At 45.1% G+C, this 20,010-nt stretch carries 21 protein-coding genes; 16 read left to right on the top strand and 5 right to left on the bottom strand.

The annotated features are described in order from the left end of the window. Positions 1–244: 244 nt before the first annotated feature. Entirely contained in the window at positions 245–898 is a 654-nt protein-coding gene (locus Q7V21_RS08760; RefSeq protein ID WP_304916928.1) for a response regulator transcription factor, read from the bottom strand. Between the two features lie 47 nt (positions 899–945). Then, positions 946–1,914, bottom strand: a complete 969-nt coding sequence (locus tag Q7V21_RS08765; RefSeq protein WP_304916929.1) for a sensor histidine kinase — start codon at positions 1,912–1,914, stop codon at positions 946–948. A 224-nt stretch (positions 1,915–2,138) separates the two neighbouring features. On the opposite strand from Q7V21_RS08765, the gene Q7V21_RS08770 reads away from it, so the two are divergent. From Q7V21_RS08770 to Q7V21_RS08780, 3 genes are all read left to right on the top strand, one after another. After that, positions 2,139–2,471 carry a hypothetical protein gene (locus Q7V21_RS08770; protein ID WP_304916930.1) on the top strand — a complete coding sequence of 111 codons (333 nt, stop codon included), beginning with the start codon at positions 2,139–2,141 and terminating at the stop codon, positions 2,469–2,471. Between the two features lie 85 nt (positions 2,472–2,556). Next, complete coding sequence (locus Q7V21_RS08775) at positions 2,557–3,030, top strand: SRPBCC family protein (protein WP_304916931.1); 474 nt, start codon at positions 2,557–2,559, stop codon at positions 3,028–3,030. A 6-nt stretch (positions 3,031–3,036) separates the two neighbouring features. Next, positions 3,037–3,972, top strand: a complete 936-nt coding sequence (locus Q7V21_RS08780; protein WP_304916932.1) for a beta-propeller fold lactonase family protein — start codon at positions 3,037–3,039, stop codon at positions 3,970–3,972. Positions 3,973–3,995: 23 nt separating this feature from the next. Here the strand turns inward: Q7V21_RS08780 and trmL are convergent, their stop codons facing one another. Next, entirely contained in the window at positions 3,996–4,460 is a 465-nt protein-coding gene (gene trmL, locus Q7V21_RS08785; protein ID WP_304916933.1) for a tRNA (uridine(34)/cytosine(34)/5-carboxymethylaminomethyluridine(34)-2'-O)-methyltransferase TrmL, read from the bottom strand. Positions 4,461–4,462: 2 nt separating this feature from the next. After that, complete coding sequence (locus Q7V21_RS08790) at positions 4,463–6,073, bottom strand: LysM peptidoglycan-binding domain-containing protein (RefSeq protein WP_304916934.1); 1,611 nt, start codon at positions 6,071–6,073, stop codon at positions 4,463–4,465. A 406-nt stretch (positions 6,074–6,479) separates the two neighbouring features. Here Q7V21_RS08790 and Q7V21_RS08795 point away from each other — a divergent pair, with 406 nt between their 5' ends. Genes Q7V21_RS08795 through Q7V21_RS08805 form a run of 3 tightly spaced genes read left to right on the top strand, consistent with a single transcriptional unit; the run spans position 6,480 to position 9,152 of the window. Continuing rightward, on the top strand, positions 6,480–7,283 hold the full coding sequence (locus tag Q7V21_RS08795) for a DUF2797 domain-containing protein (protein ID WP_304916951.1): 804 nt from the start codon (positions 6,480–6,482) through the stop codon (positions 7,281–7,283). Between the two features lie 5 nt (positions 7,284–7,288). Continuing rightward, complete coding sequence (locus Q7V21_RS08800; protein ID WP_304916935.1) at positions 7,289–8,308, top strand: quinone-dependent dihydroorotate dehydrogenase; 1,020 nt, start codon at positions 7,289–7,291, stop codon at positions 8,306–8,308. Position 8,309: 1 nt separating this feature from the next. Then, entirely contained in the window at positions 8,310–9,152 is an 843-nt protein-coding gene (locus Q7V21_RS08805; RefSeq protein WP_304916936.1) for a mechanosensitive ion channel family protein, read from the top strand. Here the strand turns inward: Q7V21_RS08805 and gloB are convergent. Beyond that, entirely contained in the window at positions 9,149–9,919 is a 771-nt protein-coding gene (gene gloB / locus Q7V21_RS08810) for a hydroxyacylglutathione hydrolase (RefSeq protein WP_304916937.1), read from the bottom strand. The genes Q7V21_RS08805 and gloB overlap by 4 nt on opposite strands. Before the next feature lie 24 nt (positions 9,920–9,943). On the opposite strand from gloB, the gene Q7V21_RS08815 reads away from it, so the two are divergent. The 10 genes from Q7V21_RS08815 (at position 9,944) to Q7V21_RS08860 (ending at position 19,574) form a co-directional block, all read left to right on the top strand. Beyond that, on the top strand, positions 9,944–10,669 hold the full coding sequence (locus tag Q7V21_RS08815) for a class I SAM-dependent methyltransferase (protein ID WP_304916938.1): 726 nt from the start codon (positions 9,944–9,946) through the stop codon (positions 10,667–10,669). 3 nt (positions 10,670–10,672) lie between these two features. Then, positions 10,673–11,116, top strand: a complete 444-nt coding sequence (gene rnhA, locus Q7V21_RS08820; protein ID WP_069295427.1) for a ribonuclease HI — start codon at positions 10,673–10,675, stop codon at positions 11,114–11,116. Between the two features lie 3 nt (positions 11,117–11,119). After that, the gene (gene dnaQ, locus Q7V21_RS08825; protein ID WP_304916939.1) at positions 11,120–11,851 is read left to right on the top strand and encodes a DNA polymerase III subunit epsilon; all 732 of its coding nucleotides are present in this window, start codon (positions 11,120–11,122) and stop codon (positions 11,849–11,851) included. 96 nt (positions 11,852–11,947) lie between these two features. Beyond that, positions 11,948–12,505 carry a nucleotide exchange factor GrpE gene (gene grpE / locus Q7V21_RS08830; RefSeq protein ID WP_304916940.1) on the top strand — a complete coding sequence of 186 codons (558 nt, stop codon included), beginning with the start codon at positions 11,948–11,950 and terminating at the stop codon, positions 12,503–12,505. 101 nt (positions 12,506–12,606) lie between these two features. Then, the gene (dnaK, locus tag Q7V21_RS08835; protein ID WP_304916941.1) at positions 12,607–14,526 is read left to right on the top strand and encodes a molecular chaperone DnaK; all 1,920 of its coding nucleotides are present in this window, start codon (positions 12,607–12,609) and stop codon (positions 14,524–14,526) included. Positions 14,527–14,607: 81 nt separating this feature from the next. Continuing rightward, positions 14,608–15,720, top strand: a complete 1,113-nt coding sequence (gene dnaJ, locus Q7V21_RS08840; RefSeq protein ID WP_304916942.1) for a molecular chaperone DnaJ — start codon at positions 14,608–14,610, stop codon at positions 15,718–15,720. A gap of 86 nt (positions 15,721–15,806) precedes the next feature. Beyond that, complete coding sequence (dapB, locus tag Q7V21_RS08845) at positions 15,807–16,616, top strand: 4-hydroxy-tetrahydrodipicolinate reductase (protein ID WP_304916943.1); 810 nt, start codon at positions 15,807–15,809, stop codon at positions 16,614–16,616. A gap of 37 nt (positions 16,617–16,653) precedes the next feature. Beyond that, positions 16,654–17,478, top strand: coding sequence for an alpha/beta hydrolase (locus Q7V21_RS08850; protein ID WP_304916944.1), 825 nt, complete (start codon positions 16,654–16,656; stop codon positions 17,476–17,478). A gap of 44 nt (positions 17,479–17,522) precedes the next feature. Further along, complete coding sequence (locus tag Q7V21_RS08855) at positions 17,523–18,887, top strand: sensor histidine kinase KdpD (protein WP_304916945.1); 1,365 nt, start codon at positions 17,523–17,525, stop codon at positions 18,885–18,887. Next, a complete protein-coding gene (locus Q7V21_RS08860; protein ID WP_304916946.1) occupies positions 18,888–19,574 on the top strand; it encodes a response regulator transcription factor in 687 nt (228 codons plus the stop codon). It abuts the gene before it with no gap. Positions 19,575–20,010: the final 436 nt, after the last annotated feature.

The raw sequence follows: 20,010 nt of genomic DNA on the forward strand, positions 1-20,010 counted from the left end.
GAACCGGTTTTTGTTAACCGGCTTAGTTTTTTCTCTCTCATATATCCTCCTATTTTAACTGGATGTCAGCTTGCGCTGACCCTGTGTCTCAGCACACATTCGAAAATGCGGCTGTGCACCGGTGATATCATCAGTTTTTAACGGGGGCAGGGGATAGAGAGTAGCGCCATCGGTGTTATAGGGAAGACTTCACATAATTGTCAGGGTTAAATGCTTTTCTCCTGATTTTAGGGGATTTCAGGGCCTATTGATTATTGGGCGGGTGAATCAAACCAATCTTCTGGGCTAGAAAAATAATGTCTGCCAGTTTGGTTGTACCCAGTTTACGCATCATATTGGTCTTGTAATTCGAGACGGTTTTCGGTGCCAAAGTAAGGCTTTTGGAGATTTCCTCTATACTCATTCCTTCTGCCACCATCCGGAAAACAGCAAATTCCTGATGGGATAATGAGTCGATTTTCTGATCGGTTTTAATGAGTTTTTCCATCGCAATTGACCGTGCAACTTCAGCTCCAAGATAATGGCGTTTTTCCGCTACTGCCTTAACCGCCTCAATCAATACGTCTGAAGAACATGATTTGGTGATGTAGCCCATGGCGCCTAATTCAAGTGCGCGCATGGCAAGTGTGGTTTCCTCATGCATGCTGCAGACCAGAATACGGGCATCTTTCTCGCGGTTGCAGATCCTGCGGACACACTCCAAACCGCCCGTTCCTGGCATGGTCAGATCGATAATACAAACTTTGGGTTGCAATGCGATAAATGCCTGATAGCCATCTTCCGCATTTCCAGACTGCCCGATGACTTCAAACCCTGCGGATTCGAGTAACTGCTGATAGCCCTCGCGGAGGATGGCGTGATCATCAATTAATAAGATGGTAGTTTTTTGTTTGTTCATTTTGGTAACTGCCTCATCACTTACGTGAAATTAGATCCTGTTGATATTCATAATGGAATGGTTAATGTCAAAACGCTTCCGTTCGGTTCTGCTTGATGCAGGTTGAACTGTCCATGAAGAGCATGAACTCGTTCTCTTATGCCAATCAGTCCTAAACCTTTACCCATGCCTTCGGTGGGGTCAAAGCCTTTCCCATCATCACGAATGGTCAGGCTGATGTCATATCCATGAATGGAGGTGTTCTGGGTCGTCAGATTTATGTAGATGTTATGGGCGTCCGCATGTCGAGTAATATTGGTGAACGCTTCTTGCAGACAACGGTAAACCGTTAGTGCGATGTCATAGCCAACCAGCTTGTCGTCAACGTCAATTTGAATATCAATGGCGTAATTAGTGAATGACATCTGCCATTGAGAAATAAGATCTTCAATAGCTGCTGACAGTCCTACAGTCTCCAGGCCAGGAGGTTTAAGACTGCGTAGTTGAGAACGGGTGACGTTACGAAGATAACTGGCGCTATCCTGGATTGTTTTGAGAATAGCTTGAAGTTTAGGATCATCGGTCTGGTATTTAATCGCTACCGAAGCATTTACATCAATTGCCGCAAGATACTGCCCGAAAACATCATGCAATTCGGAGGCTAAGTGATTACGTTCTGCTTCTCTAACCTGCGTAATGTGTTTGATGAGGGCGCGATTCTGTATAAGCAGCTTTGCATTATCTGCATTTTGTATTTCAAGCTTGGTTTTAATTTCGAGGTTGCGCTTCAAGGTTTCCTGTAATTCGATATAGCGTCTTCTGCCAAACCACATTAAACCGGTGCTCAGCACCAGCAAAACAAAAATGATTTCATCCAGCTGATAAAACTCGCCTAATGCTGCCCAATTAATCCAACGTTCAGCTAAATCGAAATATCCAGCAATAAGATAGGTTAGCAATGATGCAGCCACAATGATCGCTAAATCAATTTTGCCCCTGTTTTTTTTCTCAGTTAGGGATAATTTAGTTGACGGCATTCAGACTAAGTCCATATATAACTTTAAATTAAACGCCTATTTTATGATGATTAATTTTAATCTGTATATGCCAAGATTGATGATAAATAGAAAAAAACATAAAACAGGAAAAAGTCATAACAATAAGCGTGACATCTTCCCTATTCTATCTGAGTCAACTGCTCTATTTGATGGCGGCTGACTATCTGTAGGATAGGGCAAGTTTTTATTGGAGCCCATTGTTAATGAAAAAACTTTCTAAAACGGTTGTCATGTCCGCCTTTCTGGCACTCTTCTCTTTCAATATTGCTTATGCTGATTCAGAGCTGCAAATACCTGTAGCAGAATTTGAATTCGTCAAAATTTTTTCCGGGAAGGATGCTGAATTTGTAAGGGATAAATTAGGTGAGCCAGAAGAAATAATGAAGCGGGAAAATGAAAGTGGGACCGTCGAGTTCTGGATTTATAAAGATATTGTTAAAGTTGGAAATAGTGACAAAACATATAAATATACTCAGATTGGAATTATAAATAATTATATTGAGACTTTAGGTAATACAAATAGAAGTCCGAAATAAGTTTTTATCTTAGCTAAATGAAAAAGGTTTGAATGTGAATACACTTATTAAGAAATTATCTCTGGCAAGTTTAAGCTTGGTTTTTATGAGCAGCAGTGTTTTTGCTCATGGCCCCACGCCGCAACGTGTTGATGAGCACATCATCATTGATGCAGATGTCGCAACGGTATGGCAGCAAGTCAAAGCCTTTGACCAACTGGATAAATGGCATCCTGCCGTGGAATCGATCACTATGCAGGACGATACAACCAGAATTGTTACATTAAAATCCGGTGGTGAAATCACAGAAAGTCTGGACGAGTCGGACGCTGACCGTCACTACATTGGTTACAGATTATTAACGGAAAACATTGAAGCCATACCCGTCAGTTTTTATACCATCGGCATTGAGATTGAAGCAGCTGATAAAGGTAGTAAAGTCAGTTGGAGTGGTCGTTTCTATCGTGCAGATACTGGTAATTTCCCACCAGAAAATCTAAACGACGAGGCAGCAGTTAAGGCGATGACAGAGTTTGCTACTTCTGGACTGGAAGGTTTGAAAGCCTCATTGGAAAAATAAGCTGTGATGCCTTTTAAGCCAGTTGTTTTTTGTCTCGCGTTATTACCAAGTGTTGTAATAGCAAATGATTTTTATATAACCAGCCAAGCAGGTAATCAATTATCTTTATTTGACTCTGATACCAAAGAAATCAAGAAGACTTTTGAGATCTCTGCCGCTCCGGTAATGATTACTATTGATAAGCCTGGTAATGCAATCTATTTGTCTCATCCAGAACAAGGAAAAATATCGGTATTTGATCTCACAACTCATGAGTTAATCAGTGATATTAGAACTGGCGGACAACCTTTTGCCATGGTTCTTGATAGTCAAAAACCGCAAATGTTTGTTACGGATTGGTCACGCAATACGGTGCTGGTAATCAATACCACCAGCAAACAATTAGTGGATTTGCTGGCGGTTGGCGATAGCCCTGCAGGTATTGCGATTGATCCAGTTGGACGCAAAGTGTTTGTGGCAAACCGTGAAAGTAATTCTTTAATGGTATTAAATGCCGATACACCGGATTTGCACGCAACGATTGAAACGGGTGAACGTCCCTATGCGGTAGCTTTTAATCCACATAATGGTCATGTATATGTGGCTTGTGTACATGATGATTCGCTGACGGTTATTGACTCGAAAACCTATCAAAAAATTGCTGATCTCAAACCAGGTCGTGCACCTTATGGGGTAACTGTCAGTGAAAATGGTGAGCAGTTTTATGTGGTAAACCAGAATGATAATACTCTGGTCGAGTTTGATGCTAAGACTTTAGAAATCACTAAGACTATTCGTACCGATAAAATGCCGGAAAGTGTGGTGCTTTCAAACGATCAGCAAAATGCATACGTTACCAACTGGTTCAGCAATTCATTGTCGGTAATTGATTTGCAACAAGCGAAACAAATTCAATCTATTCCACTTAAAGATGGGCCGCGTAGTATCAGTTCAGCCCAGTAAAGCCAGTTCTAGCGGGGCGGTATTCACACCGCTCCGTTATATCCAAGTTGTCTCCAAGCCTCATAAAGAATAATTGCCGTAGCATTGGAAAGATTCAAACTGCGACTATTCGCATGCATAGGAATACGGATTTTCTGTGTATCGGGTAAAGCATCCAAAACTGTTGCCGGTAAACCACGGGATTCCGGTCCAAACAATAAAATACTTTCATCCAGAAAGCTTGCCTGATGGTGATACTGTTTTGCTTTGGTGGTACAGGCGAACAATGGACGATTTTGTTGCCATTGTTGGAATGTTGCAAAATCACCATGTACTTTTACATCAGCAAATTCGTGATAATCCAAACCAGCTCTTCTTAGACGTTTATCGTCCAGAACAAAAGCCAGTGGTTCAATCAAATGTAATTGCGCACCTGTATTGGCGCACAGGCGAATGATATTACCGGTATTGGGCGGAATTTCCGGCTCATAGAGCGCAATGTGCAGCACGACTAGCTTTTACTGATTTGCAGTGTTGGATCAACGTAAAGTGTTAATTTTTGCCCGGGTTGCAATAAAGTGCGATCACTTAAACCATTCCATTCTTTAACCTTGTCTACGGTCACATTAAATTTGCGAGAAATGGTCCACAGGGAGTCACCATTGCGGATGGTGTAATTAATGGCTTTCAGTTTTGAGGCAGTTTGGATCGGCTGCCAGATAACCAGTTGTTGTCCAGAATGCAGAACATCAGAAGGTGTTTTGTTATTCCATTGAGTCAGTTCAAGCACATCTACCGTATAAGCTTTGGCTATATTCCACCAGGTATCACCAGCTTTAACTGAATAATTAAGTTGCTTGCCCTGTTGTAAGCGGCGATTAGTGATAGCATTCGCTTCGGCTTCATCGGCTTGAGCTGTGGAAATCGGAATCAACAAATGCGCACCGGCACGGAGAAAGTTATTGGTGATTTTGTTCGCTTTCTTAAGCTCAGGAACAGTGGTTTGGTGTAGAGAGGCAATACTGCTGAGTGATTCGCCGGGTTTAACTTCATGTCGCTTCCAGCGCAGACGATCTTCAGCTGAAAGACCAGACAAAGCGGTTTTAAATGCACCGGCTTTTTCGGAAGGTAAAACCAGTTTATGCGGGCCTTGCGGCGCAGTTGCCCAACGATTAAAGCCGGGGTTTAACAAATAAAGTTCATCAAGCGTAATATCTGCCAGATCGGCAGCTAACGATAAGTCAATCTGACTGCCTATATTGATAACGCTCAAGTATGGTTCGTTTGCAATCGGCTTAAGCTTCAAATCATATTGTGCGGGCTGTTTTACCAATTGAGCTACGGCTAATAATTTAGGCACATAGGCAGTGGTTTCAGCAGGTAGCTCCAGAGACCAGAAGTCTGTTGGTAAGCCAGCTTCTTGATTACGTTTAATCGCACGACTGACGGTCCCTTCGCCGGCATTATATGCCGCTAAAGCGAGCTCCCAATCATTAAAGTCATTATGCAGTTTTTGCAGATAGTCTAAAGCGGCCTGTGTCGATTTGATAACATCGCGGCGGCCGTCATACCACCAGTTCTGTTCCAGTCCGAAAACACGACCAGTAGCCGGAATAAACTGCCAGATACCAGCAGCTTGACCGGATGAAAGTGCAAAAGGCTGATAGCCACTTTCGACGATCGGTAATAAAGCAATTTCCAACGGCATGTCACGACGTTCAAGTTCATCGACAATATGGAACAGGTATGGACGGGCACGCTCGACCACTTTATCGACATATTCCGGGTTATTTACAAACCAGGTGAGTCGGTTTTGTGTTTCAGGATGCAGGCTACGGTATTCAGACAACCCATAACCTTCACGAATCCGTTGCCAGACGTCATTAGTTTGCGGGCCAATAGCAGGTTCTTCATCGAGTACAGATAAACTCAGATCCAGAGGACTTAGATGAGTTAGCTGGTTCTTTTTCCAGTTGGTGTGTTTGGTGAGCGGACCGTAAGAGGTATTTTGAGATGGATCTGCGCTGACTGTTTCAGTGTGTTTTGTGGTAGTGCTACAGCCGGTAAAAAGCACTGAAAGCACTGCAAATAGGGGCCAAAGCCGATTTTTAAATTTTAACATAACGGTTTATCATAATGTCGTAAGCTTATAATTGTGCTCAATTTATACCGCAATAGATTGCTTATGACCAGTCTTTAACTCACCTTTACACTATTGGATTTTTAAAAATATAGCTGGCAACGCAATAAAATGACTTGAGCCGTAATCAGCACCATTAACATCATGATCAACTTACAAAATACGTTGTCGAATTGAATTGCTAGGATACTTTTTGTAACCCCTTTATCTGAGGCAAGGCAGTGCTTTCTCGAGCGGCATCCAGGTTATCAAGATACTGAGCCAGACGTGTCCGTAATAATTAATCTCAAGACTTTTATAGGTCAGTTTGTCAGGCTACGTTAAACTAACCGTTGGTTTAAACAAAAGGTTTAGCTGCGTGACAGAATTTGCAGGACAATTCAATAAGATGCAGGCAACACTGCCGGATCGAGATGCCCCCGTAGATTACAAAATGATTGTGGGTGAGCACCAAGTGCCGATGAATCCGCTTATTGGTGAAGACATACAACTGATTTATGCGGGCGAGATTCGTTGTCAACATTGTCAGCGTAAAACGAAAAAAAGTTACAGCGGTGGGTTTTGTTTTCCCTGCTCACAAAAACTGGCTCAATGTGATTTATGTTTTATGAAGCCGGAGTTGTGTCACTTTGCCCAGGGCACGTGCCGTGAACCGGAATGGGGCGAGCAGGTCTGTATGCAAGATCATATTGTTTACCTTGCCAACAGTTCGGGAATTAAAGTGGGGATCACCCGAATATCACAGATCCCAACCCGCTGGCTGGATCAGGGCGCCACTCAGGCGCTACCCATTTTTCGTGTCAGCAGTCGTTATCATTCAGGTTTGGTTGAAGTCATGTTTAAAAATCATGTTTCGGATCGAACCGATTGGCGGAAAATGCTGCTTGGTCCGGCCGAGTCAATTGATCTTGCTGAGCAACGTGATCGATTGCTAGCTGAATGTGCTAACGAAGTGACGCTATTGCAACAGCAGTTGGGCGAGGGGGCCATCACGCCATTAACGGGCGAGAAAGTGTTGGAAATAACCTATCCTGTGACGCAATACCTACAAAAAGTCAGTTCATTGAATTTTGATAAAACACCGGAAATTGCTGGTAAATTGCTGGGTATAAAAGGCCAGTATCTGATTATGGATATTGGCGTTTTGAATATCCGTAAGTTTAATGGTTACCAAATAACAATGAAGGTTTAAGTTTTATGTACCCGCTGCTACGAAATCTGATGTTCAAGCTGGATGCCGAGACATCACATCATATTGGTATGACCAGTCTGAAATGGCTTGAAATGACAGGGCTGCTGGGCTTAATAATGCCCAAAATGCCGACCGTGCCAGTGCATGTAATGGGGCTGCATTTTCCTAATCCGGTGGGGCTTGCTGCAGGCCTTGATAAAAATGCTGATTATCTTGAAGCACTGACGGCCTTGGGATTTGGTTTTATTGAGGTGGGAACGGTAACGCCAAGACCGCAGCCCGGCAATGCTAAACCACGTTTGTTTCGCATTCCTGAAGCACAAGCCATTATTAACCGAATGGGATTTAATAATCTCGGTGTGGATCATTTGCTGGAGCAGGTTCAGGCCGCTCAAACCAATGCAATAATCGGTATCAATATCGGCAAAAATGTAGATACGCCAGTTGAAAAAGCACTTGATGACTATCTAATCGGTTTGGAAAAATCCTATCCTCATGCTGATTACATCACTATTAATATTTCCTCACCGAATACTCCCGGTTTACGTAATCTGCAATTTGGCGAAGCCCTTGATAATCTGCTGGATGCATTGAAAAATCGCCAGACTGCGCTTGCTGAACAATGGCAACGTTATGTGCCAATGGCTGTTAAAGTGGCCCCGGATTTGACTCTGGAAGAAGTGCAGCAACTGGCAGAATGTTTTAGCCGATTTAAGATTGATGCCGTGATCGCTACCAATACCACGCTTTCCCGTGATGCGGTTGCCGGTTTAACGCATGCTGAAGAGATGGGTGGTTTAAGTGGTCGTCCGGTATTTGCCAAGTCAACCGAAGTTGTCCGACAATTCAGACAGGCCTTACCTGCTGATATGCCGATCATTGCCGCTGGCGGCATTATGAGCGCCGATGATGCGATGCAAAAGCTTGAGGCCGGGGCGCAGTTGATCCAGATCTATAGTGGCCTGATTTATCAGGGGCCGAGATTAATTCAAGATATTGTCAAAACGATTCAAGTGAGGAGATAACATGGAAACCGGAACAGGCAGCGTCATAGGTGACATTCTGCTGAACATTTTCTTTGCCGCCGTCATCGTCATCGTCGGACGCACACTGGTTAGTTGGCTGGTAAAACTGTCTCGCAAAGTCATGGTTCGGGCCAATATGGACCCTATCCTGATTAATTTCTGCAGTTCGATTATCAATGTCTTGCTGTTACTGTTTGTGTTGATCGCCGCTTTGGATCGACTGGGCGTAAACACCACATCGATGATCGCCGTGTTAGGTGCTGCAGGTTTGGCGGTTGGCCTGGCATTGAAGGATTCTTTACAGAATTTTGCTGCTGGTGTGATGCTGATTTTGTATCGCCCCTTCAGGATCGGTAACTTTGTAGAGGTCTCCGGAGTATTGGGCATCGTAGAACAAATCACTATTTTCAATACCGTGATGCGTACTCCGGATAACCGCGAAATTATTGTGCCCAATGGCAAGATTTACGCGAACACGATTACCAATTTTTCAGCTCGCGATACCAGACGAATTGATATGGTGTTTGGTATTAGCTATGACGATGATTTACTGAAAGCCAAACAAATCATGACTGATATCGTCACCGGTCATAAATTGGTATTAAATGATCCTGCACCGATCATTCGTATTGCTGAACTGGGCGATAGCAGTATTACCTTTAATGTCTGGCCCTGGGTAAATTCATCTGATCTGGCGACCGTGAGAGCGGATTTGATTGAGACTATCAAACTGGCGTTTGATGCAAACGGTATCAGTATTCCTTATCCGCAAATGGATATACATTTTAATAATGTAGATGCCGCCAATGAGTCGTCCAATCAGCACAATAACCAATCGGCTTAAAATTCGTCCTTCCAGGCCCGTAATACTTTAAATACGGCGAGTGGGGTATCAAGCGGCTGACCAGCATAAGCTTCAGCCGCTTGTTTAATTTCAGTAGTATCACATCGCAAAAAAGGATTGGTCATTTTCTCTTCAGACAATAACGAGGGCACGGTTGCGATTTGCTGCTCCCTTAATGCCTCGGTTTTTGTGAAGCGTTCAACTAATGCAGAATTGTCAGGATCAACCGCCAGAGCGAATTGCAGGTTGCTTAAGGTATATTCATGCGCACAATACAGTTTGGTATCGTCGTTCAATTGTTTGATTTTTCCCAATGATTCAAACAATTGCTCCGCCGTCCCACCGAGTAATCGACCACAACCACCGGCGAATATAGTATCGCCGCAGAACAGGTTGTCCTCTATTAAATAGCTGATGTGTCCGGGAGTATGGCCGGGTGTATCGATTATTCTGAAGTGAGGAAATGAAGGATGCAGTAATTGATCTGCCTGAGCATACAACGGGGTATCAACGGTTTTGATATGCTCACGTTGTGGACCGAAAACTGGCAAATCATACAAATCATCCAGCCGACGGATGCCGCCGACATGATCTGAATGATGATGTGTGACTAAAATAGCTGCCGGCTGCAGATCATTTTTTTCCACAAACTTGATCACCGGGCCCGCATCACCTGGATCGACAATTAATACATCATGATTCTGGGCTGACTGGATCAACCAGATATAATTATCGCTGAATGCCTGTACGGCATGAATTTGTAACATTAATTAACTCCGCCGGAATGGCCTATGTGTGATTATAAAGAGCATGACCAAGAGATGACACAATGGTGGCAATCTTCACTTGCTTGCTACTTGCAAAGTCAGGAGCAGCAATGGTTACAGCATCAGCAGACGAAGCTGCATGGTTTTTTTCAATTGCAGCTTGGCGGACAAAAACTCATCTTGCCCCCATCGTTGCGGCCTTGTTATCAGGCATTAATGGGCAGCCACGGACAGTTTCATACTCAGATTGAACACCTGCCTTTTAAATCTGACAGCGTCGATATCATGTTACTGCAGCATGTAGTGGAGTTTTCCAGACAACCGCATCAATTATTACGTGAAGCCGACAGAGTTTTGAATGAAGATGGAACTTTGATCCTGCTGTGTTTTAATCCATTCAGCTTCTGGGGCCTGCGACGATTATTCTCCTGGCAGGATCAACTGCCCTGGCGCGGTCAGTTTTTCTCACGCCATCGTTTGAAAGATTGGCTGGCTTTGCTGGATTTTGATGTAGTGGAAGCTCGATCAATCATTTACTGTCCACCATTGCAAAAAGAACGCTGGATAAAACGCAGTGGCTTCATGGAGAGATGGGGGCGCCGCTTGTGGCCTTATTTTGGCGGTGTCACGGCGATTGTTGCCAAAAAACGCACCTTGCTGGTAACCCCGTTACGCAGCAGATGGCAAAATAGAAATTTATTTCCCAGACCTCAGCTGGTGAATTCATCCGTAACACGGAAAGAGCATTAATTAATGGAACATGTTGAAATTTTTACCGATGGAGCTTGCAGTGGTAACCCTGGGCCAGGCGGTTGGGGAACCATATTACGTGCCAAAACTAGCGAAAAAGAATTATCTGGCGGCGAAAAAATGACCACCAATAATCGTATGGAAATGATGGCGGTAATCGCCGGATTGGAAGCCTTGAAAAGACCCTGTCATGTTACGATCACCACCGATTCGCAGTACGTGATGAAAGGCATGACTGAATGGTTGAAAGGCTGGAAAGCCAAGAATTGGAAAACCGCTGCCAGACAACCAGTTAAAAACGCTGATCTCTGGCAACGCATGGATGCTGCAGCCCAACCACATAAACTAGAGTGGCAATGGGTTCGAGGCCATGACGGTCATCCGGAAAATGAGCGTGCCGATCAATTAGCGGTTGATGCACGTACTTTAATTGCAAAACAGGATTAATCGATGGCAGAGCAAACCAGTTCACGGCAAATCGTTTTAGATACTGAAACCACCGGTTTAAGCACTGCCGATGATCATCGGATCATCGAAATCGGCTGTGTCGAACTGGTTAACCGTCGACTGACCGGTGAAACCTTCCATCAATATATTAATCCGCAACGTGCTATTGATGCCGGTGCTATGGAAGTGCATGGCATCACCAATGAATCATTAGCCGATAAACCGCTATTTGCCGATATTGCAGCAGATTTTCTAAGCTTTATCGAAGGCGCGGAACTGATTATTCATAATGCTGCGTTTGACGTGGGATTCCTGAATCACGAACTCGCCAAATTAGGTCAAACGCCAAAGATTGAAGATATCTGCAGTGTTTTAGACACATTGAAGATGGCACGCGACAAACATCCGGGCCAGAAAAATAATCTGGACGCATTATGTAAACGCTATGGTGTTGATAATTCCAATCGTGAATTACATGGCGCTTTGTTAGACGCCGAGATCCTGGCCGACGTATATCTGATGATGACAGGCGGCCAGGTTAGCCTGTCTTTGGCTGCTGAGCAATTTGAGCCTGAAAATGAGACTGATCATAATGAGATCACCACAGTTGAACGGCCTCGCACAGCATTAAAAGTAATTGAGGCCGATGCTACAGAATTAGCGGCGCATCAGGCAATGCTTGAAAAACTCCAGTCCAGCAGTGATGGAAACTGCGTCTGGCTAAAGCAAAGTTGAATTTGTTTTAACAAAAAGTTCTGTTTCCCGCTTGAAATCAGATTTTTGACCCCCAAATAAGCGCTTTGAGTTGAGCAAAGCGGAATCTGATTAATCATGAGCAATGAAGAAATCGAAAAATCAACGACTGAATCTGAATTAGTCGAACCCTCCCCTGAGATGGCAGAGCAACAACCAGAGACGGTATCCGACAGTGATGTAGTCAAACAACTGGAAGATGCACGCAATAAAGCCGATGAACATTGGAATGAATTATTGCGAGCCAGAGCGGATCTGGAAAATATGCGTCGCAGACACAGCCGTGATCTGGAAAACGCCCACAAACATGCTTTGGACAAGTTCATCGCCGAGCTGTTGCCAATCGGTGACAGTCTGGAATTTGGGTTGAACGCAGCAAAAAATGAAGATGCCAACCTTGAGACCGTGCGTGAAGGCATGGAGATGACTCTGAAAATGTTCATGAGCTCGATCGGTAAGTTCGGTCTTGAACAATTAAACCCAGAGGGTGAAGCCTTTGACCCTGACTTGCATCAAGCCATGGCAATGCAGCCGGCTGACGGTGTTGAAGCCAATCAGGTTTTGAAAGTGATGCAGAAAGGTTATCGCTTTAACGGGCGCTTATTGCGTCCAGCCATGGTTGTAGTCTCTCAATAACCGGACGAAATTTAAGGGCTTGAAATCAAAATTTCCTGCCCCATCTATATCACAACGGCTGGAAAAGCCAGACGAACTAAGTACGATGGAGTAAAAAAATTATGGGTAGAATTATTGGTATTGATTTGGGTACAACCAACTCATGTGTCGCGGTGATGGAAGACGGTAAAGCGCGTGTTATCGAAAACAGCGAAGGCGATCGCACCACCCCGTCAATTGTGGCATTCAACAAAGATAACGAAGTAATGGTCGGTCAATCTGCCAAACGTCAGGCAGTGACTAATCCTAAGAACACACTTTATGCGATCAAACGTTTAATCGGTCGTAAATTCAAAGATGACGTTGTACAGCGCGATATTGATATGGTGCCGTATAAAATCGTTGAAGCAGATAACGGCGATGCCTGGGTCGAAGCCAACGGTAAAAAAATGGCACCGCCTGAGATTTCAGCACGTGTTTTGATGAAAATGAAAAAAACTGCTGAAGAATTTCTGGGTGAAGAAGTCACTCAAGCAGTAGTTACTGTTCCTGCTTACTTCAATGACTCACAACGTCAGGCAACCAAAGACGCTGGTAAAATTGCTGGTCTGGAAGTAAAACGCATCATCAACGAACCAACTGCTGCGGCTCTGGCCTACGGCATGGACAAAAAACGTGGTGATTCAACCGTTGTTGTCTACGATTTGGGTGGTGGTACATTTGACGTATCGATCATTGAAATTGCTGACATCGAGGGCGAGCATCAGTTTGAAGTATTGGCTACCAACGGTGATACGTTCCTCGGTGGTGAAGACTTTGACCAACGCATTATTGATTTCCTGGTCGCTGAATTCAAAAAAGACCAAAGCGTTGATTTGAGCAAAGATGCCTTGGCATTGCAACGTCTGAAAGATGCTGCTGAAAAAGCAAAAATCGAGCTGTCTTCCAGCTCACAAACAGACATCAATCTGCCATACATCACGGCTGATGCGTCTGGCCCAAAACATTTGGAAATCCGTTTGACCCGTGCCAAGCTGGAATCCTTGGTCGATGATCTGATTACCCGCAGTATGGAGCCATGCAAAATGGCGCTTAAAGATGCTGGTCTGAAAATCAGTGATATCAACGACGTTATTCTGGTCGGCGGTCAAACTCGCATGCCTAAAGTTCAGGAAGCGGTTAAAGAATTGTTCGGCAAAGAACCACGTCGTGACGTCAATCCAGACGAAGCGGTTGCTGTTGGTGCTGCGATTCAGGCTGCGGTATTAGCCGGTGATGTAAAAGACGTATTGTTGCTGGACGTTACCCCATTAAGTCTGGGTATCGAAACCATGGGCGGCGTGATGACCAAGCTGGTCGAGAAAAACACCACTATTCCGACTAAAGCGAATCAGGTGTTTTCAACAGCAGACGATAATCAACCTGCGGTAACAATTCACGTATTGCAAGGTGAACGTGAGATTGCCTCAGCGAACAAATCACTGGGACGTTTTGATTTGGCAGATATTCCACCAGCTCCACGTGGTACACCGCAAATTGAAGTCACCTTTGATATTGACGCCAACGGTATTTTGAACGTGTCTGCCAAAGACAAGGCCACTGGCAAAGAACAGTCGATTGTGATTAAAGCATCTAGCGGTCTGTCTGACGAAGAAGTGGAACAAATGGTTAAAGATGCTGAAGCGCATGCTGATGAAGACCGTAAGTTCCATGAATTGGTCACTGTGCGTAACCAGGCTGACGGTTTAATCCATGCAACCAACAAGTCACTGAAAGATTTGGGTGATAAAGTGGAAGCGGATGAAAAAGCCAAGATTGAAGCGGCCATTGAAGAGTTACAACAAGCGCTGAAAGGTGAAGATAAAGCGGATATCGAAGCCAAAACTGCTGCATTGTCAGATGCTGCTGGTAAATTAGCTGAACGCGCTTATGCAGAAAATGCAGAAGCCGGTGATGCTGCGTCAGCAGACGCATCAGCACAAAATGATGATGTGGTTGATGCTGAGTTTGAAGAAGTCGATGACGAAAAGAAAAATTCGTAATCTTTAACACAATTAACCAGAAACAGGCGTAGGCATTGAGCTTGCGCCTGTCTTGTTTAAGAGATACAAGAAAAATAAAACATGGCCAAACAAGACTATTACGACCTACTTGGTGTATCGCGCACTGCGACTGAAGCTGAAATCAAAAAAGCCTATCGTCGTATGGCGATGAAATATCATCCCGATCGTAATCCGGATGATGCAACCGCTGAAGCCAAGTTTAAAGAAGCTAAAGAAGCTTACGAAATTCTCTCTGATTCCCGGAAACGTGCAGCATATGATCAGTTCGGCCATGCTGGAGTGGATAACAGTGCTGGCGGGGGTGGGTTCAGAAGTTCGGGCGGATTTAGCGATATCTTTGGCGATGTATTCAATGACATCTTTGGTAATAGCGGTGCTGGTGGCCAAAGCTTCCGCGGTGCGGATTTACGCTATCGACTGGATTTGACGTTAGAAGAAGCCGTTGCCGGTACCACGGCGAAGATCCGCATTCCGGTCAACGTCGAATGTGAGACCTGTGATGGTTCCGGAGCCAAACCCGGCACCCAACCAGTCACCTGTACCACCTGTGGTGGTCATGGTCAGGTACGCATTCAGCAAGGTTTCTTTACCGTTCAGCAAGCCTGTCCGCATTGTCACGGTACCGGCAAGATGATTCAGGATCCTTGTCATGATTGCCATGGTCAGGGCGTTGTTCAAGAACATAAAACGCTTTCCGTTAAAGTGCCTGCCGGTGTTAATACCGGTGATCGTATCCGTCTTGCCGGTGAAGGTGAAGCTGGATCGCGTGGCGCACCTGCTGGTGATTTATATGTTGAAGTAGCGGTTAAGCGCCATGATGTGTTTACCCGTGATGGCAATAATTTATTTTCCGATGTGCCCATCAGTTTCACTACCGCCTGCCTGGGTGGTGAACTTGAAGTACCGACATTGCAAGGCAAAGCCGTATTGAAAGTCCCGGAAGGCACACAGACTGGCCAGCAATTCAAACTGCGTGGTAAAGGTGTCAAATCCGTACGAACGGGTGAGGTTGGCGATTTACTGTGCCGTGTTATTATCGAAACCCCGGTGAAGTTATCGAAAAAACAAAAAGAGTTGTTGCAGGAATTTGCTGAAACAATGGAAGGCTCTGGTGCTACCCATAGCCCGAAACATGAATCCTGGCTGGATGCAGTAAAACGTTTTTTTGAATAACATATTTGCCAACAGGAAGCTGACTGGGCTATTTTTGCCAGCCAGCTTTTTTATTTTCTAAAAAACCGCCATTAAGGATATTCGTCATGGCCATTAACATTGCAATTAACGGTGCCGCTGGCCGCATGGGCCGTTGTCTGATCCAAGCTGTCGCCGAAACCGAAGGCTTGCAGCTATCCGCTGCTATTGATCGGCCAGAGTCTTCACTGATTGGCGTCGATGCTGGCGAACTGGCGGGTGTTGGTAAACTGGGCGTTATGTTATCAGCTGATCTGGAGCTGGCCACTCAGCAATCAGATGTGATCATCGACTTTACTATTCCTGAAGCCACCATGGCGTTATTACCGTTATGTGCAAAGAATCAATGTCGGCCAGTGATTGGTACCACCGGTTTTGATGAAACTCAGAAACAGCTTATTCAACAAACCGCCGAGCAGATTGCCAGTTTGTTAGCGCCGAATATGAGTGTTGGGGTAAACCTGTCGCTGAAACTAATCGATATGGCCGCTCGTGTGTTAGGCGATAGTGTGGATATAGAGATCATTGAAGCACACCACCGCCATAAAGTGGATGCGCCTTCCGGCACTGCCTTACGAATGGGTGAAGTGGTTGCTGAAGCGTTGGGTCGCGACTTAAAAGAATGTGCTATTTATGGTCGAGAAGGCCGCACTGGCGAACGTGATCGCAATACCATTGGTTTTGCGACGGTAAGAGCTGGCGACATTGTCGGTGATCACACCGTATTATTTGCTGCCGAAGGTGAACGCGTTGAAATCACTCATAGAGCCTCAAGCAGAATGACCTTTGCTTATGGTGCGATGCGTGCATCCAAATGGCTGATGCAACAACAAACCGGTTTGTTTGATATGCAGGATGTTTTAGATCTACGAAATTAGCTATTCGAGCTCGGCGAAGTGGACCTAAACCGCTCAGATGTATAAGCCTTTTCTATGTACCATGATGTTTATCATTGTGGTGGTATTAACAGGATGTGCAGATATTTCTCTGACTAAGAGAAATGAAACCGCAGATAACCTTGCTCTCAAGCATGGATGGCAGAACAGCACGCTGCAAACAGCCTTTTTTTCTCACCGGACATATTTTCCTAAATCGACTCACGGTGATCACTTAACTGTCTACATCGAAGGCGATGGCCTGGCCTGGATAAGCAGAAATAAACCCTCGTCCAATCCCACTCCAATAAACCCGCTGGCACTGAAACTAGCGTTGTCAGATGGCACAAACAACGTGGCCTATCTTGCGAGACCCTGCCAGTACGTAAACTCCAATCAATGCGAGCAGCGTTACTGGACTTCTGCCCGTTTTGCAGAGGAGGTGATTGCCTCAACTGACGAAGCTCTCTCTCAACTAAAAAAACAGACTGGTGCACAGGAATTAATGCTTATCGGTTATTCGGGTGGAGGTGCTGTTGCTGCTCTGGTTGCTGCCAGACGTGATGACGTGGTTAAGCTCGTCACGGTTGCAGGCAATCTGGATCACAAAGCCTGGAGTGATTTACACAATATTTCGGCGTTAACAGACTCGCTTAATGCCGCGGATGAATGGCAAAATTTGGCAGATATTTCTCAAACACACTTTGTCGGTGCACAAGACAAGATAGTGCCGTTGGCCGTGGCTCAGTCTTATCAGCGACGGTTTACCACAGGATATAAACCTGAGGTGAAGGTGATTGAAGCCACCGACCATCACTGTTGCTGGCTTGAGCTGTGGCCGGAGTTGCTTGAAAGTAAATACTGAATCCCCTATCTTGTTCAATCGATAAGGTAAGGTAGGAAAGTTCAGTGGTGTTAGCCGATTTACGCACGCTGGTTTTGATATTGGCTATTACGTCATTTGTCTCAGCCATAGCACTTTACTTGTTCTACCGTTTGTTGCCGGAAGTACCTGGTCTAAAGCAGGCTGCTATTGCAGGTGCCAGCCAATCCATCGCATCAATCTTCTTATTGAGCCGTGATTTCATTGATCCGATGCTTTCCATTATGGTGTCAAACGCTGCATATTTCCTTGCTAGCGCCTTCTATTATCAAGCTGCACGACTATTTTGTAATCTTGCCATCGCGTGGCGTTGGCCAGCGATTATTCTCGGTACGCTGTATCCCTTGTTTATATTGTTTCCGGGCAATGAAAATCTGGGTGAACGAATTATTATCAGTTCAATTGGCTTGGCTAGTCTCAGCCTGATGACTAGTTGGGTGTTATGGAAAGACAAAGCGCGTTTGCCAGGACGTCGCGGACTTGCGATCACTTTTGGGGTGATCGCATTGATTTGTGGGGCCCGAATCTTATCCATACTGATCGAACCTATCGGCAGCATGAGTTTTCTGGACTTTAACAGAGGCTCCATGATCTTCATCTGGGGCATTGTCACCAGCATAGCCGTGACGGTGGGGGTGATCGTGATGACTTCCGAGCGGCTGCGTGAACAGCTGAAAATTCAACTGCGAGAAGTCACGGTCGCTCATGACGTTGCGAACAATGCTTTACGTGAGCAAAAAAACTTTCTGGCCATGCTGTCACATGAGTTCAAAACACCCCTGAGCATTATCAAAGCCAATGCCGATGCGGTAACGACTATAGACAATCCACCCGCATCATTCATAAAAGAAAGCCTGGAGCGAATACAACAAACATCCATGAGATTAAATGGCCTGGTTGATGGTTGTCTCAATGATCAATGGATTTCCCACACTATCGAAGATAATGAACTGTCCATGACAGCGTTGAACTTGGCTGAAATGCTGAGAGAGCTATGCCATGAGTATGGCATCCGCTTTATCGAAAATAGCTCAGCTGACACTGCTCAGGTAAAAGGCGACCGTAACCTTATCCCCATTCTATTTTCCAGTTTGTTCGACAATGCTCGTAAATATGCTCATCACCACGACTTTATTGAAGTCCGGCTATTGCAAACCGCAGACACGATAACAGTACAAATCTACGACGATGGCCCTGGCATTGCTGAGCAAGAGCACGAACGGATCTTTGATAAATATTACCGGGTACCAGGCGAAACTCGGCAACATGGCTCAGGATTAGGGCTCTTCTTTGTCAAAAGGATTGTTGAGCAGCATGGTGGCATGATCAATGTGGAATGTCGGCAGGGCACTACTTTTACGGTGATGCTTCCAGCTTTGGGGGGCTATTAAATGCCCAAACTTCGAGTGTTAATCGTTGACGATGAAGAGCATTTTCGCGCTCCGATTAGGGCCGTATTAGCCAGTCGTGGCCTAGAGGTCATGGAAGCTGGAACTGCAACGCAGATGGATACCTTACTGAGCCGTTTCGAGATAGACATTTTATTACTGGATGTCAACCTGCCCGGCGAGAGCGGTTTGCAGATCGCCAACCGACTTAAACAAACAAGAAATATCGAGATCATCATGCTATCCGCCTCCGGCGAGGTTGAACATCGGGTGAACGGCCTGATCTCCGGCGCCGACTACTATCTGCCGAAACCGGTCGATATCAGGGAACTGCTTGCGGTCATAGAATGCTGCAAACGACAAACCTATGATGAAAGTGCCGCACCAGCGTCATGGCAGTTTGATGCTGCAAAATGGTTGCTGATTACACCGGATGGTGTGGAACATTCACTTTCCAAATCCGAACTGAATATAGTGAATGCCTTAATTTCTATGGCCGGTAAAACAGTGACACGCGAACAACTCTATGCCGCCATGGGCATCCCTGATTATCTTCCCGAAAGCAGAAGTCTGGATATCCATATCACCCGGATCCGTCGTCGCTTTACCACTGACAGCTATGTCATCCCGATTATAACGGTGCGCAACGTTGGCTATCTTTTCAACGACACGGTAAAAATCCACCGTTAGTGTCCAGTTCTCCGTTACTTCAGTGATAAGTTAGTGCTTTGTCCAGTGAGGGGAAAGTCATAAGTCAATGTAATTGATGAGCGAACATCATGCTTTCATAAACTATTCGGCTTCTCACCTTTCTGTTCAGCACCAAGGCTCCTCCTGCACCTGCATCCTTCTGAAGCTGATTGATAACAATGATCTCAGCCGAGGTTTTCGTGAGCCCTGCCATATAGAGCGACGCTGCGGCAGTTCTATCCTCCCATCAAAATATCTAGACCTTCTGCAGACAACCTCGGTAAAAGCCAAAGAAAATGGGGCTGATAACCGTAAAGCTGTTGTTTCAGTTTTTTATAACCTACTGAACAAAATATAGTTTTAACGCTGTGTTACATACTGAAACATAGATTTTTCGCGCGCTGTGCTAACGTAAAAAATCAGTGAAAACCCCAAC

The sequence above is a fragment of the Methylophaga sp. genome (genome assembly GCF_030651745.1).